The organism is Microlunatus sp. M237 (assembly GCF_056896895.1).
Map to the genome: position 1 here is coordinate 14985 of NZ_JBXHBL010000002.1, position 18409 is coordinate 33393.

Consider the following 18409-nt stretch of genomic DNA (forward strand, 5'->3'; position numbering starts at 1 on the left):
AGAGTCGAGATGGCGACAGTGCAGACTAACGACATGGCAAACGACACATCGATCACCGTCACCCGTAGCATCCCCGCTCCTGCTTCGGACATCTTCAACATCTTGGGCAACCCCGAGCGGCACCCGGAGCTGGACGGCTCCGGCTTCGTCCGTTCGACCGACAAGGCACAGCGGCTGACCGGCGTCGGCGACGTCTTCCGGATGAACATGACCGGCGACCACATGGGCGGCGACTACCAGACCGACAACCACGTGGTCGGGTTCGACCCGAATCACCTGATCGCCTGGAAGACCGCACCGGCCGGCACCGAGCCGCCCGGATGGGAATGGGTCTGGGAGCTCACGGCCGACGGCTCCGACAGCACGGAGGTCGCGCTGACCTACGACTGGACCCAGGTCACCGACAAGGCGCTGCTGGCCAAGGTCGGGTTCCCGCTCGTCACCGAGAGCCAGCTCGAGGACTCCCTGTCACGACTGGCCGCGGCCGTCGCTTCCTGACCCGGCGGACTCGTCCGCCGGCCGGCTGACCCCCGCGGACTCGTCCGCGGGCCGGCTGACCCCCGCGGACTCGTCCGCGGACCGGCTCAGACCGGCGTGCAGGGACTCATCGGCCGCGGTCGACAACGTGAGCACGGCCTCCTCGACGAAGTCGTTCGTCTCGAGCTGACGCTCCAGACGGCGTAGTCGTTCGGCGAGGTCGTGCTCGGCGTCGTCGCCGCGCAGGTCCACCGCGGCCACCAGATAGACCCGGCTCGGGCCGACGAACTCGAGGTGGAGATACGTGACCCGATCCACCTCGTCCCGCGCCAGCAGCCGCCGGAGACACTCTTGGCGGAGATCAGCCGGCACCGACTGACCGACCAGGAACCGGCGGTTCCGTTCGATCAGGACCACGGCCACGGCACCCAGCAGCAGCCCGACGAGGATCGACCCGACGGCGTCGGGGATCGGAGAGCCGGTCAGCTGGTGCGCCACGATGCCGCCGGCGGCCACCAGCAGACCGATCAGGGCCGCGGCGTCCTCGAAGAACACCGCCCGCAGTGTCGGGTTGGATGAGTTCAGCACGAAGTTCAGCGTGCTGCGACGTCGTTCGCGAGCGTCCGCGCGGGCCTGTCGGACCGCCCGCAGGAAGGAGACGCCTTCCAGAGCGAAAGCCACCCCGAGCACCGCATAGGCGATCAGGAAGTCGGTCGCCGGTTCGGGGTCGAGCAGCTCGTGCACCCCGTGCGTGATCGAGACGACCGCGCCCGCGGTGAACAGCCCGAACGCAGCGAACATCGACCAGACGTAGGCTTCCCGGCCGTAGCCCATCGGGTGGCGACGGTCGCGACCACGGCCGGCCCGACGCTCCGCGATCAACAAGAACACCTCGTTGCCCGTGTCGGCCCAGGAGTGGGCGGCCTCGGCCACCATCGAAGCGGACCCGGTGAGGACGGCGGCCACCGACTTGGCGCCGGCGATCAGCAGGTTGGCCCCGAAGGCGATGAGAACAGTTCGCAGGCTCTCGCTGCCCTTCCCGGACTCGGCCATGCCGGCAGCAGCGGGGTCAGCGGGACTCGCAGCGGGTCCGGTCGCGGGACGAGGCACGATCCGACGATAGCCCGGCTGAGCACCGTCTAGCGACGCTCAGGTTCCTGCCAGGTTCTTGCTAGCCGCCCCCAAGGTCGCCCGCGCAGACTGGTATTCCGCAATCAGCGGAACCCCAAAATCGCAGAGGAGCAACATGGTACGTCTCACAAAGAAGAAGAAGACCGTTGGCGCCGTGGTCGCCGGAGTGGTCGCCCTCGGTGCCGTCGTCGGGGTGACTTCGGTGGCGGCCGCCGACCCCACCCCGGGCCCGAGCAGCAGCAGCTCGCCGTCGACCGACAGCGGTGACCGGCAGGGCAACGACAACCGCAATTCGGACACTCGCGGCCCAGAGGGACGCGGCTTCGAAGGGCGCGGCTCAGACGGGCGCGGACCGGGCGGACACCATGCAGACGGTCCCGGACCCGAAGGGCGGGGACCCGGAGGCGGGCACGGCGGCGAGTTCGTCGACCAGCTGGCCACCGAACTGGGAGTCAGTGAGGAGAAGCTGAGCACCGCTCTGGAAGAGATCCGCGACGAGGACCGGCCGGCCGACGAGCGGTCCGAGGAATCCCCGAACGCCGATCGGCCCGACCGGGCGGAGCGGGAGAAGGAGTTCGCCACCGCGCTGGCTGAGAAGCTCGACCTGAGCGTCGACAAGGTGTCGGAGGCGCTGGACAAGATCCGCAATGCCGCAGACGCCGAGACCGCCACGGCGCTGAAGGAGAAGCTGGACGAGGCCGTCAAGGCCGGCACCCTGACCCAGGCAGAGGCCGATGCGGTCACCAAGGCCGTGGAGAAGGGTGTGCTGGGCGGCGTCGGTCGGCGCTGAGCCGGCTGACCCGACCAGACCAGCTCAACCCGGACCCGGTCCGCGGTGACCGGTCAGAGCCCGCGGACCGCCCGCGCGAGCGCAGCGGCCCGGGCACTGACCACGATGTCCTCGACCGAGACCGGCTCTGACGCCGGTCCGGTCAGGGGCACCCGCCAGTTCGGATACTCATCGACGGTTCCGGGCTGGTTCTGCGCCCGCCGATCGCCGACGGCGTCGGTGAGCGAGACGCACAGCAGGCGGGCCGGGGTCGACGCCAGGAATCGGTGCAGTGCGAGCACGGTCGCCTCCACGTCCGCGTCGGCCTCCAGCAACCCACGCTCGACCAGAACGTCGAGCCAGGCCTGACGGCCGGCCGTGTCGACCTCCATCTCCTCCTCCACCGACCGGGTCAACAGCCCCAGGTCCTCCCGCAGCCGGACGTGGTCGCCGCGCAGATAGCCGGCTGTCGGCGGCAGGTCATGGGTGGTGACCGACGCCAAGCAATACTCCCGCCAATCCTCAGCCGGCCGCGGGCTGTCGGTCTCCGGGTCGAACTCGAACCACAGGATCGAGGTGCCCAGCACACCGCGCTCGCGGAGATAGTCACGCACCCACGGCTCGACCGTGCCCAGGTCCTCGCCGACCACCACGGCGCCCGCCCGGTGCGCTTCCAGAGCCAAGATGCCGATCAGCGCCTCGTGGTCGTAGCGGACATAGGTACCGGCGGTCGGATCAGCGCCGGCTGGCACCCACCACAGCCGGAACAGCCCGATGATGTGATCCACCCGGATCCCGCCGGCGTGGCGCAGGATCGTCGACACCAGGTCGCGGAACGGGGCGTACGCGGTCTCCGCCAGCCGGTCCGGTCGCCACGGCGGCTGCAACCAGTTCTGGCCGTTCTGGTTGTACGCGTCCGGCGGCGCGCCGACCGTGGTGTCGGTGGCATAGACGTCCTGCAGGCTCCAGGCGTCTGACCCGTGGCGGTGCACGCCGACCGCGAGGTCGTGCATCACGCCGATCCGCATCCCGGCGCCCAGCGCCGCGGCCTGGGTGCTGCGCAGCTGCTCGTCCAGCAGCCACTGCAGCCAGCGGTGGAAGTCGACCCGGCGCGGGTGCCGCTCCGCGAACGCGGCCACCGACGGCGACCGGGGGTGCCTCAGGTCCTCGGGCCAGGCGGACCAGTCAGCACCGTACTTCTCGGCCAGTGCGCACCAGGTGGCATAGTCCGAAAGCCCTTGGCCCTCCCGATGGACGTACGCCCGATAGCTGATCTGGCGCCCGACCGTGGCCGGCGAGCGGTACAGAATCTTCAATGCGGCCCGCTTGGCCTTCCACACCCGGTCGCGGTCGATCGCATCCAGACCGTCGAGATCGTCAGCCAGCGCCGTGCGCAGGCCCCGGATCCGGCGGCGGCCGTCCTTGGACAGCTCCGCGTACTCCGGAATCCGCTCGATCTGCAGATAGATCGGGTTCGTGAACCGGCGGGTGGACGGCAGATAGGGCGAAGGCTCCATCGGAGCGATCGGCTCGGCCGCGTGCAGCGGGTTGATCAGGATGTAGTCGGCGTCGTGCTCGGCCGCCGACCACACGGCGAGGTCAGTCAGATCGGTCAGGTCACCGATCCCCCAGGACTGCTCGGAACGCACGCTGTAGAGCTGGGTCGCCAGACCCCAGCCGCGGCGGTGCTCCATCCGCTCGTTGAGCCCCAGCCACGTCGGCGTGACGATGACCGGCATGCTCGACTCGGTCTCGCCGGTGCGCGCCCGCAGGGTGTGGTAGCCCAGCGGCAGGTCTGCCGGGATCTCGAACGTCGCCTCCCCGACCAGGACCGAGTCCACCTCGCGCGGTGGCGTCCAGTTGTCCAGCTGCCGCAGGTCATGGCGGGTGGCGCCGTCCTCCAGCTCCAGCCACACCGAGACCTCGTCCCCGTGCGGCAGATGCACCCACACCGACCCGGCTCGCCCTTGCCGCGTGGCCAGACACGGCGGCAGCGTCCGGGTCCAGGGCCGCTGGTCGTGCGCGGCGAGCGCCGCGCCGGCCCGTTCCGGCGTCGACGCGTCAACCCCCAGACCCCGCAGCACGGCGACCACGGTCTCGGCCGCGACGTCGACGTGGCGCCCCTGCCAGTCCCAGTACTCCGTCGCGATGTCGTACGCCTGCGCCAGCGAGCGCAGGTCGGGGTCAAGATCGGTCACGAAGCGTCCTGTCGGTGAGTCGGCCGGGGGACCCGGGCAGGGCCGAAGGTATGAGTACCCGTCGCCGCTGTCAACTGAACCGCGCGCCAGCCGAGGCGTCGCGCCCGGCGGGCGGAGCCGACGACCCGAGACGGGTCACCGACGTTTGCCGGTGCTCAGGCGGACTCGGTGGCGGCGAGCTGGCCGCAGGCCCCGTCGATCTCGCGACCGCGGGTGTCTCGGATGGTGACCGGCACTCCCCTGGCCGCCAGCCGGCGGACGAACTCGTCCTCGTCGCGGCGTCGTGAGGCGGTCCACTTCGAGCCGGGCGTCGGGTTGAGCGGGATGAGGTTCACGTGCACCCAGCCCCAGTTGCCACGCCGCTTCAGCACCTTGGCCAGCAGGTCGGCCCGGAAGGCCTGGTCGTTGATGTCGCGGATCAAGATGTACTCGATCGACACCCTCCGCTTGGTGACCTTGGCGTACTCCCAGGCGGCGTCGACGACCTCATCGACGTTCCAGCGGGTGTTGATCGGTACCAGCTCATCACGCAGCTCGTCGTCCGGGGCGTGCAGCGACAGCGCCAGCGTGACCGGGATCTGCTCCGTCGCCAGCTGCTGCATCCGCGGCACCAGGCCGACTGTGGAGACGGTGATGCCGCGCGCGCTCATCCCCAGGCCGTCGGGGGCCGGCGTGGTCAGCTGACGGACGGCGCCGACCACCGCCTTGTAGTTCGCCAGCGGTTCGCCCATGCCCATGAAGACCACGTTGTTGACCCGGCCGGGCCCACCGGGGATGTCGCCGCGGGCCAGCTTGCGGGCGCCGTCGACCACCTGCTCGACGATCTCGGCGGTGCTCATGTTGCGCTGCAGACCGCCCTGGCCGGTCGCACAGAACGGGCAGGCCATGCCGCAGCCGGCCTGGCTGGAGACGCACATCGTCGACCGATCGGGATAGCGCATCAGCACGCTCTCCACCAGTGCTCCGTCGTGCAGCTTCCACAGCGTCTTGATGGTGGTGTCGTCGTCGCAGCGCAGCTCGTTCACCGGGTTCAACAACCGCGGGAACAGGGCCGTGGACAGATCGTCACGGACGGCGGCCGGCAGGTCGGTCCACTCATCGGGGTCGGTCCGCAGACCTTCGAAGTAGTGCACCGACAGCTGCCGGGCGCGAAACGCCTGATGCCCGGCGGCCTCGACCAGATGACGACGCTCCGCTGGAGTGAGGTCGGCCCAGTGCTGCGGCGGCTTGCCACGGCGCGGGGCCTCGAAGACCAGCGGGAGGGGTTGGCCGGTCATCCGCCCGGCACCAAGATGTACATAATGAGCCAGGCTACCGGGGCGGCGATGAGAAGCGAATCGAGACGATCCATCACCCCGCCGTGACCGGGCAGGAACGAGCTCATGTCCTTGATGCCGATGTCGCGTTTGATCATCGACTCGATCAAATCGCCACAGGTGCCCACCGCCACCAGGCTGACGCCCAGCAGCAGACCGACCCAGAACGACACCTCCAGCCCCAGCACCGCCATCGCGACCCCGGCCACGGTGCCGAAGACCAGCGAGCCGACGAAGCCCTCCCAGGACTTCTTCGGGCTGATCGTGGGCGCCATCGGATGCTTGCCGAACAGCACCCCCGCCACGTAGCCGCCGACGTCACTGGCCACCACGATCAGCATGAACGTGACGATCCGGGTGCCGCCATTCTGGTCGGCCAGCATCAAGGCGGCGAACGAGCCGAGCATCGGCACGTACGCGATGATGAGCAGGCTGGCGGCCACGTCGGTGACGTAACCGGGCGCACCCTTGGGCATCCGCCAGATCAACGCCGCCAGCACCGTCAGCGCCAGCGAGGCGAGCAGCACGCTGGTGGTCGAGAACACGACGGGCTTCTGCAGACCGGCCAGGTAGGACCCGGTGGCGATCGCCACGGTACCGACCACGATCGGCACGATCGCGGCGTGCATCCCCTTCTTCTGCAGCGCCTGATAGAGCTCGACGGCGCCGAGCGCCAGCGCCAGCGCGACCAGGGCCACGAACGCGGGCTTGAAGAACAGCAGGCTCAGCACGATGTAGGCGCCGAGGCCCACCCCCACCCCGATGGCCGCCGGCAGGTTGCGCCCGGCCCGGCCGTGGTCGCGCGGAACCGGTCCGATGGCGGGCGACGCGTCGGCCGTCGGATCGGATCCGTGTGCAGGGGGAAGCTCGGTCACCGATCAGACCTCGAGGAGCTCGGCTTCCTTGTGCTTGAGGACGTCGTCGATCGCATCGGTGTGCTTCTTGGTGGCCGCGTCCAGCTGCTTCTCGGCCCGCGACACCTCGTCCTCGCCGACCTCCTTGTCCTTGACCATCTTGTCCAGCAGCTCCTTGGCGGAACGCCGGGCGCCGCGGACGGAGATGCGGGCGTCCTCGGCCTTGGTCTTGGCCAGCTTGATGTACTCGCGGCGCCGCTCCTCGGTGAGCTGCGGCATGTTGACCCGGATGACGTTGCCGTCATTGGAGGGGTTGACGCCGAGGTCGGAGTCGCGAATGGCGCGCTCGATGCTGGGCATCGAGCTGCGGTCGAACGGGGTGATGAGCACCGTACGGGCCTCCGGCACCTGGAAGGTGGCGAGCTGCTGCAGCGGTGTCGGGGAGCCGTAGTACTCGGCGGTCAGCCGGGCAAACATGGCTGGGTGCGCGCGACCAGTACGAATGGCCGCGAACTCCTCCTTGGCGTACTCGACGGCGTTGGCCATCTTCGATTCCGCTTCCTGGATGACATCGGAGATCACGGGGATCGGGCTCCTTCGTAGTTCTGCAACGGGTGGATCAGGGCGGCGCAGCGGCCGGCAGGGCGAAGCTCAGCTGTGCACAGTGGTACCGATCTTCTCACCTGCGATGACACGGACGATGTTGCCGTCGGTGTCCAGGCTGAAGAAGACCATCGGCAGCTTGTAGTCCCGCGCCATGCTGATCGCCGTGGCGTCGGCGACCTTGAGGTCGCGGGCGAGGTACTCGTCGTAGGTCAGATCCTCGAACTTGGCGGCGTCCGGGTTCTGGGCCGGGTCGGAGTCGTAGACCCCGTCGGTCCCCTGCTTGCCCATCAGCAGCACCTCGGCGCCGATCTCGAGCGCACGCTGGGCGGCCACGGTGTCGGTGGAGAAGTACGGCATCCCGGACCCGGCGCCGAAGATCACCACCCGGCCCTTCTCCAGGTGCCGCTCGGCGCGACGCGGGATGTACGGCTCGGCGACCTGGCCCATGGCGATGGCGGTCTGCACCCGGGTCTGCACGCCGGCCTTCTCACAGAAGTCCTGCAGCGCGAGGCAGTTCATCACCGTACCGAGCATCCCCATGTAGTCGGCCCGGTCGCGCTCCATCCCCCGCAGCTGCAGCTCGGCGCCGCGGAAGAAGTTGCCACCGCCCACGACCACCGCGACCTGGACGCCGTCGTTGACGACCTGGGCGATCTGCGCGGCCAGCCCGGCCACCACGTCGGGGTCGACGCCGACGCGGCCGCCGCCGAACACCTCACCCGACAGCTTCAACAGGACTCTCTTGTACGGACTGCTCACGGGCTCTCCTGGGGGATGGTCGGGGGTCGAGATGTCCAGCGATCGGGTCCGGACATGCGACATGCGCTACGAATCTAGCGATTCGCAGCGCATGTCAGCCAGCTCAGGCGCCGGCAGCCTCAAAGCGGACGAACCGCTTGATGGTCACACCGGCGGCCTCGAGCTGCTTGCCCACCGTGGTCTTCGGGTCGGTCACCGACGGCTGGTCGAGCAGGGCGACGTCCTTGAAGTAGGAGTTCACCCGGCCCTCGACGATGCGGGGCAGGGCCTGCTCGGGCTTGCCCTCCTCCTTCGCCGTGGCCTCGGCGATGCGGCGCTCGTTCTCCACCGTCTCGGCCGGGACCTCGTCGCGGCTGACGTACAGCGGCTTCATCGCGGCGATCTGCATCGCTGCGGCACGCGCAGCGGTGTCGTCAGCACCCTCGTATTCGACCAGGACACCCACCTGGGGCGGCAGGTCGGAGGCGCGCTTGTGCAGGTAGACGGCCGTCTTGCCGTCGAAGTACGCGGCGTTGCTCAGCTCCAGCTTCTCGCCGATCTTGACGGCGAGCTCCGAGACGGCGTCGGCAACGGTCTGCCCGTTGGGCAGCTGGGCTGCCACGGCAGCCTCGACCCCGTTGGCCTTGCCGTCGGCGACCGCCCTGACCGTGACGTCGGCGAGCGCCTGGAACTCCTCGTTCTTGGCCACGAAGTCCGTCTCAGCGCCCAGCTGGACCAGGGCGCCGTCCGATGCCGCGACCAGGCCGTTGCTGGCCTCACGCTCGGCACCGCGCTTGGCGGCCTTGGCCTGACCGGTGACCCGGAGGATCTCGATCGCCTTGTCGAAGTCGCCCTCGGCCTCGACCAGAGCCTTCTTGGCGTCCATCATCCCGGCGCCGGTGGAGTCCCGGAGCCTCTTCACATCAGCAGCGGCAATTGTCGCCATCAGTTAGGTGTCCTTCGTATCGTCGGTGGGTGGTGCGGGGGAACTCGGTGGCGGAGCCGACCCGGGCCACCCGGCCGTTGGGCCGGGCAGGTCGGGTCGGCTCGCAACCGAGTTCGTGGGTCGAGCTGGGTCAGTTGGACTCGGCCGGCGCCTGACCGTCCGCGGTGTCCGCGGCGGTCTCAGCGACGTCGGCAGCGACCTCAGGAGTCTCGGCGGCCGGCACCTCGACGGGGGCCTCCACCACGTCCGTGGCCGCAGGGGCCTCGGTCGCAGCGGGAGCCTCGGTGGCCGGGGCGTCCGTGGCCGGAGCGTCCGTGGCCGGAGCGTCCGCCGCAGCGCCGAGGAGCTCGCGCTCCCAGTCGGCCATCGGCTCGACCTCGGCCTCAGCACCGGTCTGCGCGCCGGAGCGCTGCAGCAGGCCGTCCGCGACGGCGTCGGCCAGCACCCGGGTCAGCAGCGAGACGGAGCGGATCGCGTCGTCGTTGCCGGGGATGGCGAAGTCCACCTCGTCGGGGTCGCAGTTGGTGTCCAGGATGCCGATGACGGGGATCTTCAGCTTGCGCGCCTCGTCGACCGCCAGGTGCTCCTTCTTGGTGTCCACGATCCACACAGCCTGCGGGGTGCGGGCCATGTCGCGGATGCCGCCGAGGGTCTTCTCCAGCTTGTCCTTCTCGCGACGCAGACCCAGCAGCTCCTTCTTGGTCAGACCGGAGGCGGCGACGTTGTCGAAGTCCATGCCCTCCAGCTCCTTGAGCCGCTGGATGCGCTTGATCATGGTTCCGAAGTTCGTCAGCATGCCACCGAGCCAGCGCTGGTTCACGTAGGGCATGCCCACCCGGGTGGCCTGCTCGGCGATGGTCTCCTGCGCCTGCTTCTTGGTGCCGATGAAGAGCACCTGGCCGCCCTTGGCGACGGTGTCCTTGACGAACGCATAGGCGCGGTCGATGTAGGTCAGCGACTGCTGCAGGTCGATGATGTAGATGCCGTTGCGCTCGGTGAAGATGAAGCGCTTCATCTTGGGGTTCCACCGACGGGTCTGGTGCCCGAAGTGGACGCCGCTCTCGAGGAGCTGGCGGGTGGTAACGACGGCCATGGCCGTGTCCTTTCTTGCCGACGCGTCACGGCGGTCGGCGTACGGTTGTCTCGAAGCCGAACGATTCGGCCCCGCCTGATGCCCACCCACGGTGTGACCCGACGAGTCGGGACCGTCCACCGCGGCCAGATCAGCCGATCCGGTGCGTGAGCATGCGAAGTCAGCCCAGATGGCTGGGCTGCTCCGACGAGTTTACGCGGCAACCCTCCCCGGGCGGAAATCGGCACCGGACATCGGGCCGCGGGTCGGCGTCCACAGCTCCCCAGACCGGTCGGCGCAGTGTCCACACCCCCGCTCAGCTGCTCCATCACGTCGACCTCGTCCGCCCAGGGTCGCTACGTGCCGGACCTACGATTCTTGCCCCCTCCCGCCGCGGCGACCCGGTGGCTGCGACTGCCCCTGCTGATCGTCGTGGTGTTGCTCGTGGTTGCGACCACCACCGAGCAGGCCCGGGCCCAACCGGCGCTGCCGGAACCGTCCGACTGGCCGCTGTCCGGAGCCGTCCGCCAGCTCCGCGGCTTCGATCCCCCGGACACCCCCTGGGCCGCGGGACATCGAGGTCTCGACCTGGCGGCCCCGGTCGGCTCCCCGGTGCTGGCGGCGGCCGAGGGGCGGGTCAGCTACGCCCGGACCCTGGCCGGCCGCGGCGTGGTGGTCCTCGACCACGGCGGAGTACGCACCACCTATGAGCCGGTGACGGCCGTGGTGCGCGTCGGCGCCACCGTGCGGCTCGGCCAGCTCCTCGGGACCCTGGAGGCCGGCCGGCACTGCGGCGCCACCAGCTGCCTGCACTGGGGACTGCGGGAGGGCGACACCTATCTCGACCCGAGCCGCCTGGCCACCACGTCGGGCACCGTCCGGCTGGTCGGCGCCGGCGAGCGGGCCGCGGCCGAGCACCGGGCGACCGAGCGGGCCGCGGCCACCGACGCCGCCCGAGCTGCCGAGCTGGCCGGTGCCGCCACCGCACTGGCCGGCGAGCTGATCGGGTGGTCGTCCCGGTCGGACTTCAGCCTCCCGGTCCGGGCTCCGGTGACCTCGGCCTTCGGGCCGCGGTTCCACCCGGTCCTGCGGGTCCAGAGACTGCACGACGGAACCGACTTCGGCGCCGGCTGCGGAACGCCGATCGTCGCCCCGGCTGACGGGATCGTCGACCAGGTGAGTGTGCACCCCGCGTACGGCAACCGGCTGCTGCTGGCCCACGGCGAGGTGGCCGGGCGATCGGTGGTCACGGCGTACAACCATGCCAGCGACTATGTGGTGCGGCCCGGGCAGCGAGTGCGGCGCGGGCAGCTGCTGGGACACGTCGGCACCACCGGGTACTCCACCGGCTGCCACCTCCACCTGATGGTGTGGTTGGACGGCCGGCTCGTCGACCCGCTGACCTGGTTCTAGGCGTGGGACCTCGTCAGGCGCGCGGGATCAGGCGCGCAGGGGTCAGGGGCGCAGGGGTCAGGGGCGCAGGGGTCAGGGGCGCGGGGGTCAAGCGCGCGGGTGCGCCTGCTCGAAGGCCCGCCGCAGCCGGTCGGTGCTGACGTGGGTGTAGATCTGCGTGGTGGCGAGCGACGCGTGGCCGAGCATCTCCTGGACGCTGCGCAGGTCCGCCCCGCCCTCGAGGAGATGGGTGGCCATGGCGTGCCGCAGCCCGTGCGGCCCGAGGTCCGGCGCACCGTCGACGAGCCGCAGGGCCGCATGCACGACCCGGCGCACTACCCGCGGGTCGATCCGGCCCCCTCGCTCCCCCACGAACACTGCGGGCCCCGACTCAGCCGTGGCCAGCTCGGCTCGGCCACGGTCGAGCCACGCGTCCAGGGCCCGCAGGGCCGGCGCCCCCAACGGCACACTCCGCTGCTTGTTGCCCTTGCCGATCACCCGCAGCACCCGGCGGTCGCGATCCACATCGGTGAGGTCCAGGCCGCACAGCTCCGACACCCGCATCCCGGTGGCGTAGAGCACCTCCAACATGGCAACGTCGCGCAGACCCACCGGACCGTCATCCGCCGCGACAGCGATGGCGTCGGTCAGCATCTGCTCCGCGTCGCGCTGCTCCAGCGTCGGCGGCAGCGCCCGCGTGGCCTTGGGGGAACGCAGCGTGGCGGCCGGGTTGGCCACGCTGCGACCGGTGGACTGGGCCCAGGCGAAGAACACCCGGGCCGCGGCCGCCCGACGTTGCAGCGTGCTGCGGGCCTGACCGGTGCTCTGCTGCTTGGCCAGCCAGCTGCGCAGGGAGCGGACGGTCACCTCGTCCAAGGTGTCGACCCCCAGTCGACGCAGGTGAACCAGCAGCTGGATGAGGTCACCGCGGTACGCCCGGATGGTGTGCTCGGAGAGCTGGCGCTGCGACCGCAGGTGCCGGACGTAGTCGTCCAGCAGGGCGGCGTAGCGGACCCCCACCTCGGCGGTCGCGGGATCCACCGGTTCGTCGACGCCCGAGGTCTTGGCCGACGGTCTCGGGTCGGCGCCGCGCGACCTGCCGTCGGGCGACGACTTTGTGATCGGCGGGTCGGAGCTGGCCCGTGCCCGCGGGGATTCGGAGGTGGCCATCTATCCACCATGCGTCGCGGTCTGCCACCTCGCAAGCCGCCACTCCGCACCGCCGCGGCGGTGTCCTGCCACCCGGACCGCGGGGCCCGCGGTTGGACGGCTGGTCTGCGTGGTATTCAAGACGTCATGGCATCCTCTTCCTCCCCAGCGCTCGGCGTCTCCTCGGTGGTCATCGGTGGTTACACCGACGACATGGGTGGCGCCCTCGGCATCACCGGGTACGTCCCGAGTGTGGACGCCGGCCAGCCGGGACTGATCGCCGGCGACCCGGTGAAGGCACCGTCTCCGAGCTATCTCATCAAGCACCCCACGTTGCCGTTGCTCTACGCCGTCACCGAGACGGAGCGGACCGACCTGGTCACCGTGTCGATCGAGCCCGACGGCAGCCTGGTCCACCGGGGCACGGTCACCGGGGACGGCGGCGGCGGCTGCCACCTGGCGGTCGACCCGAGCGGACGCTTCCTTGTGGTGGCCAACTACGGCACCGGGTCGGTGGCGAGCTTCCCGCTGGCGGCCGACGGCACCGTCGAAGAGCAGGCCGACCTGCTGCAGTTCACCGGCTCGGGCCCGGACCCCGACCGACAGGACAGCTCCCATCCGCACCAGGTGGTGGTCGACGGCGACGAGATCCTGGTCCCCGATCTCGGCCTCGACCTGATTCACCGGCTGCACCTCGACGCGCGAGGCACGTTCACCCCGGCCGCCGAGCCGCTGCTGCTGCCGTCGGGTTCCGGACCGCGGCACCTGGTCGTGCTCGAGGAACACCTCGTCGTGGCACTCGAGCTCTCCGCCCAGCTGTGGGCGGCCCGCCGCGACGGCGAGGGCGGTTGGCGAGCGAGCGACCCGCTGGCCTGCTCCAAGTCGCACACCACCGAGCGGATCTACCCGTCGGCGCTTCGGGCCGACGGCGACACCTTGTTCGTGGCCAACCGGGGCGCGGGCACCATCGCCGTCTTCGAGCTTGAGCCGGAGAGCACCACGGTCCGCCTGGTCACCGAGTTCGACTGCGGCGGCAGCTGGCCGCGCGACCTGGTGGCGACACCCGGCCACCTGTGGGTGGCCAGCCAGCTCGACGACACCGTCCGAGTGTATTCCCGCGACGAGCTGACCGCACCGCACCTCGTGCTGGAGCTGGCTACGCCGGCTCCCGCCTGCATCGTCGTGGTCCCGTCCGCCTCCGGCGCGATAGCGTGACTGCCGTGAATTCAGCAATCAGCGCCCTGCGGGGCGGTTCGGACATCGCCGTTGTCGGCGGTTATGTGGTCCCCGTGGTCGGCGACCCGATCGAGGGAGCCACCGTGCTCGTCCGCGACGGAGTCATCACCGAGATCGGCACCGACGTCGTGGTTCCCGACGGCGTTCACGTCGTCGACGCCACCGGTCAGTGGGTGCTTCCCGGGTTCGTCGAGGCCCACGGTCACGTCGGGGTGCACGAGGAGGGCAACGGGTGGGCCGGCCAGGACACCAACGAGATGACCGACCCCGTCGGCGCCCGGTTCCGTGCCCTGGACGCGATCAACCCGGCCGACGAGGGGTTCCGTGACGCGCTGGCCGGCGGCGTGACCGCCGTCGTGGTCAAGCCCGGCTCCGGCAACCCGGTCGGCGGTCAGACCGTGGCCGTCAAGTCCTGGGGGCGGATGGTCGACGAGATGCTGCTGGCTCAGCCATGCAGCGTGAAGTCAGCACTCGGTGAGAACCCGAAGCGGGTCTACGGCGAGAAGAAGCAGACCCCGTCCACCCGACTGGGCGTCACCGCGGTCATCCGGGACGCGTTGCGCAAGGCAGAGGACTACCGGGCCCGGCGCGACCACGCTGCGGCCGAGGGCAAGCCGTTCGAGCGGGACTCCAACTGCGAGATCCTGGTCCAGGTCCTCGACCGCGAGGTCCCCTGGTGTCAGCACACCCACCGCGCCGACGACATCGCCACCGCCATCCGGCTGGCCGACGAGTTCGGCTATCGCCTGGTGATCAACCACGGCACCGAGGCCCACCTGCTCGCCGACCTGATCGCCGAGCGGCAGATCCCGGTGATCATCGGCCCGCTGTTCACCTCGCGGTCCAAGGTCGAGGTCAACCAGCGCGACCTGCGCAACCCGGGCTTGCTGGCGAAGGCCGGCATCAAGATCGCCATCACCACCGACCACCCCGTCGTGCCGATCAACTTCCTTGTCTACCAGGCGATCCTGTCGGTCAAGGAAGGTCTCGACCGTGACGTCGCGCTCCGCTCGATCACCATCAACCCGGCCGAGATCATGGGACTCGACTCGCGGGTCGGCTCTCTCGAGGTGGGCAAGGACGGTGACCTGGTGATCTGGGACGGCGATCCGCTGGAGATCATGAGCCGGGCCCAGACCGTGATCATGGAGGGCCGTCCGGTCTACCACTTCGACGCCGAGTCCGGTGCCGGGGTGACTCTTGACCCGTACGACGCGCTCAGCACGCGCGGGAGCGTACGCCGATGACCGACGTGGACAACCTGACCCAGGGCGGCACGGTGCTGCCGATCACCCGCTGGGGCACTCCGGTGATGCACGCCCGGACCCGACCGGTGACCCAGTTCGGTGACGAGCTGCACCAGCTGGTCCGCGACATGTTCGCCACGATGGAAGCCGCCGAAGGCGTCGGCCTGGCCGCCACCCAGGTGGGCGTCGACCTGGCCGTGTTCGTGTTCGACTGCCCCGATGATGACGACGTCCGCCATGTCGGCGTGATCTGCAACCCCGAGGTGACGCTGCCCGAGGGCAAGGACCGGGTGCTGGACGCGGCCGATGAGGGCTGCCTGTCGCTGCCCGGTGCCTACATCGAGCTGGCCCGCCCGGACCTGGCCACCTGCCGCGGTCAGGACGCCTTCGGCGAGCCGGTCGAGGTCGTCGGCACCGGCCTGCTGGCTCGCTGCCTGCAGCACGAGACCGACCACCTCAACGGGACCGTCTTCGGCGACCGGCTGTCGGGGCGGCTGCGCAAGAAGCTCTACGCGCTGCATGAGAAGGCGGCCGAGCGCTACCCCGCCGACTGGCCGGTCTCGCCCCGGAGCGAGTGAGGCCCCAGCACATAGCAGGCGACCGCGGCAGCGGCGGCCACGTTCAGCGAGTCGATCCCGGCCTGCATCGGGATCGTGGCGCGGACCGTGGCCGACCGGGTCCAGTGTGGTGACAGTCCGGCGCCCTCGGTGCCGAGCAGGACCGCGACCGGGGTCGGGGTGGCGGCCAGCTGCGCCGCCACCTCCGCCAGGTCCACGGCGTCGTCGGCCAGCGTCAGTGCCACCGTGGTGAAGCCGGCCTCGGTCAGCATCGCGGGTGCAGTGGCCCAGTTCTCCAGCCGGGCCCACGGCAGTGAGAAGACCGCTCCCATACTGACCTTGATCGAGCGTCGGTAGAGCGGATCGGCGGCCCGCGGCGCCAGCAGGGCACCGTCCCAGCCGAGCCCCGCGGCACAGCGCAGGATCGCGCCCACGTTGGTGTGGTCCACGATGTCCTCCAGCACCACCAGCCGTCTCAACGCCAACAGCTCGTCGACCGAGCGCGCCGGACGGCGGTGCAGCGAGGCCAGCGCGCCGCGGTGGACGTGAAAGCCGGTCACCTGCTCCGCCAGCTCCTCGCTGACCACATACACCGGCACGTCCGGGGTGGCGGCGAGCACGTCGGCCAGTGAGGCGAGCCAGCGCTCGGCCAGCAGGTACGACCGCGGACGATGACCTGACTCGACAGCCCGGCGGATCACCTTCTCGCCCTCGGCGATGAACAGACCCTGCTCGGACTCGAGGTGCTTGCGCAGTGCGGTGTCCCGCAGCCGGACATAGTCGGCCAGCCGTGGATCGTCGGCTTCGGTCACCTCGACGCGTTGTGACCGCGCAAGCCCATAGCCTTGCTCCTCTGACATGAAAGTCAGTACCCTTTCGTCATGCCGTACGTTCTCGTGGCCGATCAGATCGACTCTCGCCGGCGACCCGACCTCGTCGCCGAAACCATCGCAGCCCTGGCTCCGGTGGACACCGTACTCGGCTTCACCCGGACCGCCGGGGACGAGTTCCAGGGTCTGCTCGACGATCCGCTGTCAGTGGTCACTGCCATCCTCGAACTCATGCGGACGGGTGAGTGGCACATCGGCTTGGGGATCGGGCTGGTGGACACCCCGCTGCCCGAGGACACCCGCGAGGGCCGCGGCACCGCGTATCTGGCCGCGCGCGCCGCCGTTGACCTGGCCAAGCGCGAGCCGACCCATGTCGCCGTCGCCGCTGTCCCACCGGCGATCGAAGCCGGTCATGACGCCGAGGTGGTGCTCCGGCTGGTCGCCACCGTCCGGGAGAAGCGCTCCGAGCAGGGCTGGGACGCGGTCGACCTGATGGCCACAGGCGCCACCATGCTGGAAGCCGCCGACACCCTCGGCATCACCCGCCAGGCCGTCGGACAGCGCCTGCAGGCGGCCAACTGGGCCATCGAACGCGACGCCGTGCCGGTGGTCGTTCGGCTGCTCGACCGTGCGGACGCCCTGATCACCGGCCGGGCCGCCGGGTGAGCGCCGCGACCTGGGCCGGCGTGGTCGTCTGGGCTGTGCTGACCGCCGCCAGCGTGGTGGTGTGGGTGCCACCGCGGCCGACCAAGCGCACGCCGGCGCTGAGCCGGACGCCCGTGCTGGTGGCCGCGTTGGCCGTGATGGTCGTCGTCACCGCCGCCGTGGCCGCACTGGCCAGTGCCGGCAGTCCTGTCACCGGCCGGTGGAGCTGGCTGGTGATGACGGTGGTGCTGGCCGCGGCGGTGCTGACCGGCGGTGCGGTCACCTCGTGCGTGCTGGATCTGGCCGACGCCTCGTCGCGCCGCGGCGGAGTCCGGGTGCAGCGCACAGTACTGCGCGGCGGCGCCTGGATCGGTGCGCTGGAGCGGATCGGCATGGTCGCCTCGCTGCTGGCCGGCTGGCCCGAGGGGATCGCTGTCATCCTGGCGGTCAAAGGACTCGCCCGCTATCCCGAGCTGAAGTCGGCGCACAGCAGCGGCGCGGCCGAGCGTTTCATCATCGGCACCTTCGCCAGCATCGGCTGGGCCGCCGTCTGCGCCGGCATCGGCTGGCTGCTGCTGCACGGCTGAGGAAGCAGGGGGTACGCCCCCGCGGGCGATGCCCGGTGTCTAGATTTGGGCCGGTGAGCACCCCATCTCTTGGATCCCTGACCTGGCGGCCCGCCGCCGACCATCCCGATCTGCTCGCCTCGCCCGTGGCTGGCGCCGTCAGCGGACTCGAAGCCTACGTCGCCGCGATCGACCCGTCGTTGGCCGACACCGCCGCCTTCTGCGCGGCGTACGACGTGGCGATGTCCGCGTCGGCCAACTGCGTGGTGGTGGCGGGACGCCGCGGTGAGGTGACCACCACGGCGGCCTGCCTGGTCCTGGCCACCGACCGCGCGGACATCAACAAGGTGGTCCGCAAGCACCTGGACGTACGCAAGATCTCCTTTGCCCCGATGGACGAGGCCGTCGCCAGTACGGGGATGGAGTACGGCGGCATCACCCCCGTCGGGCTGCCGGCCGACTGGCCGATCCTGATCGACTCCGCCGTGGCGGCCGCCGAGTGGGTGGTGATCGGCAGCGGGATCAGGGGCAGCAAGCTGGCCGTTCGGGGCAGCACCGCGGCCGCCCTGCCCGGGGCCAGCGTGCTGGCCCTGGCCCAGCCGACCGGCTGAGCCCACGCGCCCGATCCCACCCCGCACGCAGCCCGGTCCCACCCCGCACGCGGCGGAGCGGGACCGGGC

19 protein-coding genes are annotated in these 18409 nt (G+C 70.5%); 9 read left to right on the plus strand and 10 right to left on the minus strand.

The window, feature by feature from the left end; translation table 11 throughout:
* Positions 1 to 33: 33 nt before the first annotated feature.
* Complete coding sequence (locus AC1XX3_RS06255) at positions 34 to 498, plus strand: SRPBCC family protein (RefSeq protein WP_483320234.1); 465 nt, start codon at positions 34 to 36, stop codon at positions 496 to 498.
* Here AC1XX3_RS06255 and AC1XX3_RS06260 read toward each other — a convergent pair.
* Positions 469 to 1587, minus strand: a complete 1119-nt coding sequence (locus AC1XX3_RS06260) for a cation diffusion facilitator family transporter (RefSeq protein ID WP_483320235.1) — start codon at positions 1585 to 1587, stop codon at positions 469 to 471. The two genes, AC1XX3_RS06255 and AC1XX3_RS06260, sit on opposite strands and share 30 nt — an antisense overlap.
* 136 nt (positions 1588 to 1723) lie before the next feature.
* Between AC1XX3_RS06260 and AC1XX3_RS06265 the strand changes: the two genes are divergently transcribed.
* On the plus strand, positions 1724 to 2398 hold the full coding sequence (locus tag AC1XX3_RS06265) for a hypothetical protein (RefSeq protein ID WP_483320236.1): 675 nt from the start codon (positions 1724 to 1726) through the stop codon (positions 2396 to 2398).
* Between the two features lie 53 nt (positions 2399 to 2451).
* Here the strand turns inward: AC1XX3_RS06265 and malQ are convergent, their stop codons facing one another.
* The 7 genes from malQ to rpsB all read right to left on the minus strand — a co-directional run bounded on the left by malQ (position 2452) and on the right by rpsB (position 10128).
* Positions 2452 to 4575: a 4-alpha-glucanotransferase gene (gene malQ / locus AC1XX3_RS06270; protein ID WP_483320237.1), complete on the minus strand. Its 2124-nt coding sequence runs from the start codon at positions 4573 to 4575 to the stop codon at positions 2452 to 2454.
* Between the two features lie 155 nt (positions 4576 to 4730).
* On the minus strand, positions 4731 to 5852 hold the full coding sequence (rlmN, locus tag AC1XX3_RS06275) for a dual-specificity RNA methyltransferase RlmN (protein WP_483320238.1): 1122 nt from the start codon (positions 5850 to 5852) through the stop codon (positions 4731 to 4733).
* Positions 5849 to 6709: a phosphatidate cytidylyltransferase gene (locus AC1XX3_RS06280; protein ID WP_483321148.1), complete on the minus strand. Its 861-nt coding sequence runs from the start codon at positions 6707 to 6709 to the stop codon at positions 5849 to 5851. Before AC1XX3_RS06280 ends, rlmN begins: the two co-directional genes overlap by 4 nt.
* 60 nt (positions 6710 to 6769) lie before the next feature.
* On the minus strand, positions 6770 to 7324 hold the full coding sequence (gene frr, locus AC1XX3_RS06285; protein ID WP_483321149.1) for a ribosome recycling factor: 555 nt from the start codon (positions 7322 to 7324) through the stop codon (positions 6770 to 6772).
* A 72-nt stretch (positions 7325 to 7396) separates the two neighbouring features.
* Positions 7397 to 8110 (minus strand): UMP kinase, encoded by a 714-nt coding sequence (pyrH, locus tag AC1XX3_RS06290; protein WP_483320239.1) that lies wholly within the window; start codon positions 8108 to 8110, stop codon positions 7397 to 7399.
* A gap of 103 nt (positions 8111 to 8213) precedes the next feature.
* A complete protein-coding gene (gene tsf, locus AC1XX3_RS06295) occupies positions 8214 to 9035 on the minus strand; it encodes a translation elongation factor Ts (RefSeq protein ID WP_483320240.1) in 822 nt (273 codons plus the stop codon).
* A 130-nt stretch (positions 9036 to 9165) separates the two neighbouring features.
* The gene (gene rpsB / locus AC1XX3_RS06300) at positions 9166 to 10128 is read right to left on the minus strand and encodes a 30S ribosomal protein S2 (RefSeq protein ID WP_483320241.1); all 963 of its coding nucleotides are present in this window, start codon (positions 10126 to 10128) and stop codon (positions 9166 to 9168) included.
* Positions 10129 to 10467: 339 nt separating this feature from the next.
* On the opposite strand from rpsB, the gene AC1XX3_RS06305 reads away from it, so the two are divergent.
* Complete coding sequence (locus tag AC1XX3_RS06305; protein ID WP_483320242.1) at positions 10468 to 11520, plus strand: M23 family metallopeptidase; 1053 nt, start codon at positions 10468 to 10470, stop codon at positions 11518 to 11520.
* A gap of 87 nt (positions 11521 to 11607) precedes the next feature.
* On the opposite strand, the gene AC1XX3_RS06310 is transcribed toward AC1XX3_RS06305, so the two are convergent.
* Complete coding sequence (locus AC1XX3_RS06310) at positions 11608 to 12669, minus strand: tyrosine recombinase XerC (RefSeq protein WP_483320243.1); 1062 nt, start codon at positions 12667 to 12669, stop codon at positions 11608 to 11610.
* 126 nt (positions 12670 to 12795) lie between these two features.
* On the opposite strand from AC1XX3_RS06310, the gene AC1XX3_RS06315 reads away from it, so the two are divergent.
* From AC1XX3_RS06315 to def, 3 genes are read left to right on the plus strand one after another with little or no spacing between them, the layout of a single operon-like run.
* Entirely contained in the window at positions 12796 to 13863 is a 1068-nt protein-coding gene (locus AC1XX3_RS06315) for a lactonase family protein (RefSeq protein ID WP_483320244.1), read from the plus strand.
* 5 nt (positions 13864 to 13868) lie between these two features.
* The gene (locus tag AC1XX3_RS06320; RefSeq protein ID WP_483320245.1) at positions 13869 to 15131 is read left to right on the plus strand and encodes an amidohydrolase; all 1263 of its coding nucleotides are present in this window, start codon (positions 13869 to 13871) and stop codon (positions 15129 to 15131) included.
* Complete coding sequence (gene def, locus AC1XX3_RS06325) at positions 15128 to 15709, plus strand: peptide deformylase (RefSeq protein ID WP_483320246.1); 582 nt, start codon at positions 15128 to 15130, stop codon at positions 15707 to 15709. Before AC1XX3_RS06320 ends, def begins: the two co-directional genes overlap by 4 nt.
* Here def and AC1XX3_RS06330 read toward each other — a convergent pair.
* Positions 15670 to 16548 (minus strand): TrmH family RNA methyltransferase, encoded by an 879-nt coding sequence (locus AC1XX3_RS06330; protein ID WP_483320247.1) that lies wholly within the window; start codon positions 16546 to 16548, stop codon positions 15670 to 15672. The genes def and AC1XX3_RS06330 overlap by 40 nt on opposite strands.
* Positions 16549 to 16569: 21 nt before the next feature.
* Here AC1XX3_RS06330 and AC1XX3_RS06335 point away from each other — a divergent pair, with 21 nt between their 5' ends.
* The 3 genes from AC1XX3_RS06335 to AC1XX3_RS06345 are packed head-to-tail and all read left to right on the plus strand — an operon-like array spanning position 16570 to position 18340.
* Positions 16570 to 17184, plus strand: coding sequence for a hypothetical protein (locus AC1XX3_RS06335; protein WP_483320248.1), 615 nt, complete (start codon positions 16570 to 16572; stop codon positions 17182 to 17184).
* Positions 17181 to 17750: a hypothetical protein gene (locus AC1XX3_RS06340; RefSeq protein WP_483320249.1), complete on the plus strand. Its 570-nt coding sequence runs from the start codon at positions 17181 to 17183 to the stop codon at positions 17748 to 17750. The genes AC1XX3_RS06335 and AC1XX3_RS06340 overlap by 4 nt, the downstream gene beginning before the upstream one ends.
* Positions 17751 to 17803: 53 nt before the next feature.
* The gene (locus AC1XX3_RS06345; protein ID WP_483320250.1) at positions 17804 to 18340 is read left to right on the plus strand and encodes a YbaK/EbsC family protein; all 537 of its coding nucleotides are present in this window, start codon (positions 17804 to 17806) and stop codon (positions 18338 to 18340) included.
* Positions 18341 to 18409: the final 69 nt, after the last annotated feature.

Excerpts from the sequence above, each read along its gene's own strand:
- AC1XX3_RS06255 (WP_483320234.1), top strand. The coding sequence starts at position 34 with ATGGCAAACGACACATCGATCACCGTCACCCGTAGCATCCCCGCTCCT.
- AC1XX3_RS06265 (WP_483320236.1), top strand. The coding sequence starts at position 1,724 with ATGGTACGTCTCACAAAGAAGAAGAAGACCGTTGGCGCCGTGGTCGCC.
- rlmN (WP_483320238.1), bottom strand. The coding sequence starts at position 5,852 with ATGACCGGCCAACCCCTCCCGCTGGTCTTCGAGGCCCCGCGCCGTGGC.
- tsf (WP_483320240.1), bottom strand. The coding sequence starts at position 9,035 with ATGGCGACAATTGCCGCTGCTGATGTGAAGAGGCTCCGGGACTCCACC.
- rpsB (WP_483320241.1), bottom strand. The coding sequence starts at position 10,128 with ATGGCCGTCGTTACCACCCGCCAGCTCCTCGAGAGCGGCGTCCACTTC.
- AC1XX3_RS06310 (WP_483320243.1), bottom strand. The coding sequence starts at position 12,669 with ATGGCCACCTCCGAATCCCCGCGGGCACGGGCCAGCTCCGACCCGCCG.
- AC1XX3_RS06315 (WP_483320244.1), top strand. The coding sequence starts at position 12,796 with ATGGCATCCTCTTCCTCCCCAGCGCTCGGCGTCTCCTCGGTGGTCATC.
- def (WP_483320246.1), top strand. The coding sequence starts at position 15,128 with ATGACCGACGTGGACAACCTGACCCAGGGCGGCACGGTGCTGCCGATC.
- AC1XX3_RS06330 (WP_483320247.1), bottom strand. The coding sequence starts at position 16,548 with ATGTCAGAGGAGCAAGGCTATGGGCTTGCGCGGTCACAACGCGTCGAG.
- AC1XX3_RS06335 (WP_483320248.1), top strand. The coding sequence starts at position 16,570 with ATGCCGTACGTTCTCGTGGCCGATCAGATCGACTCTCGCCGGCGACCC.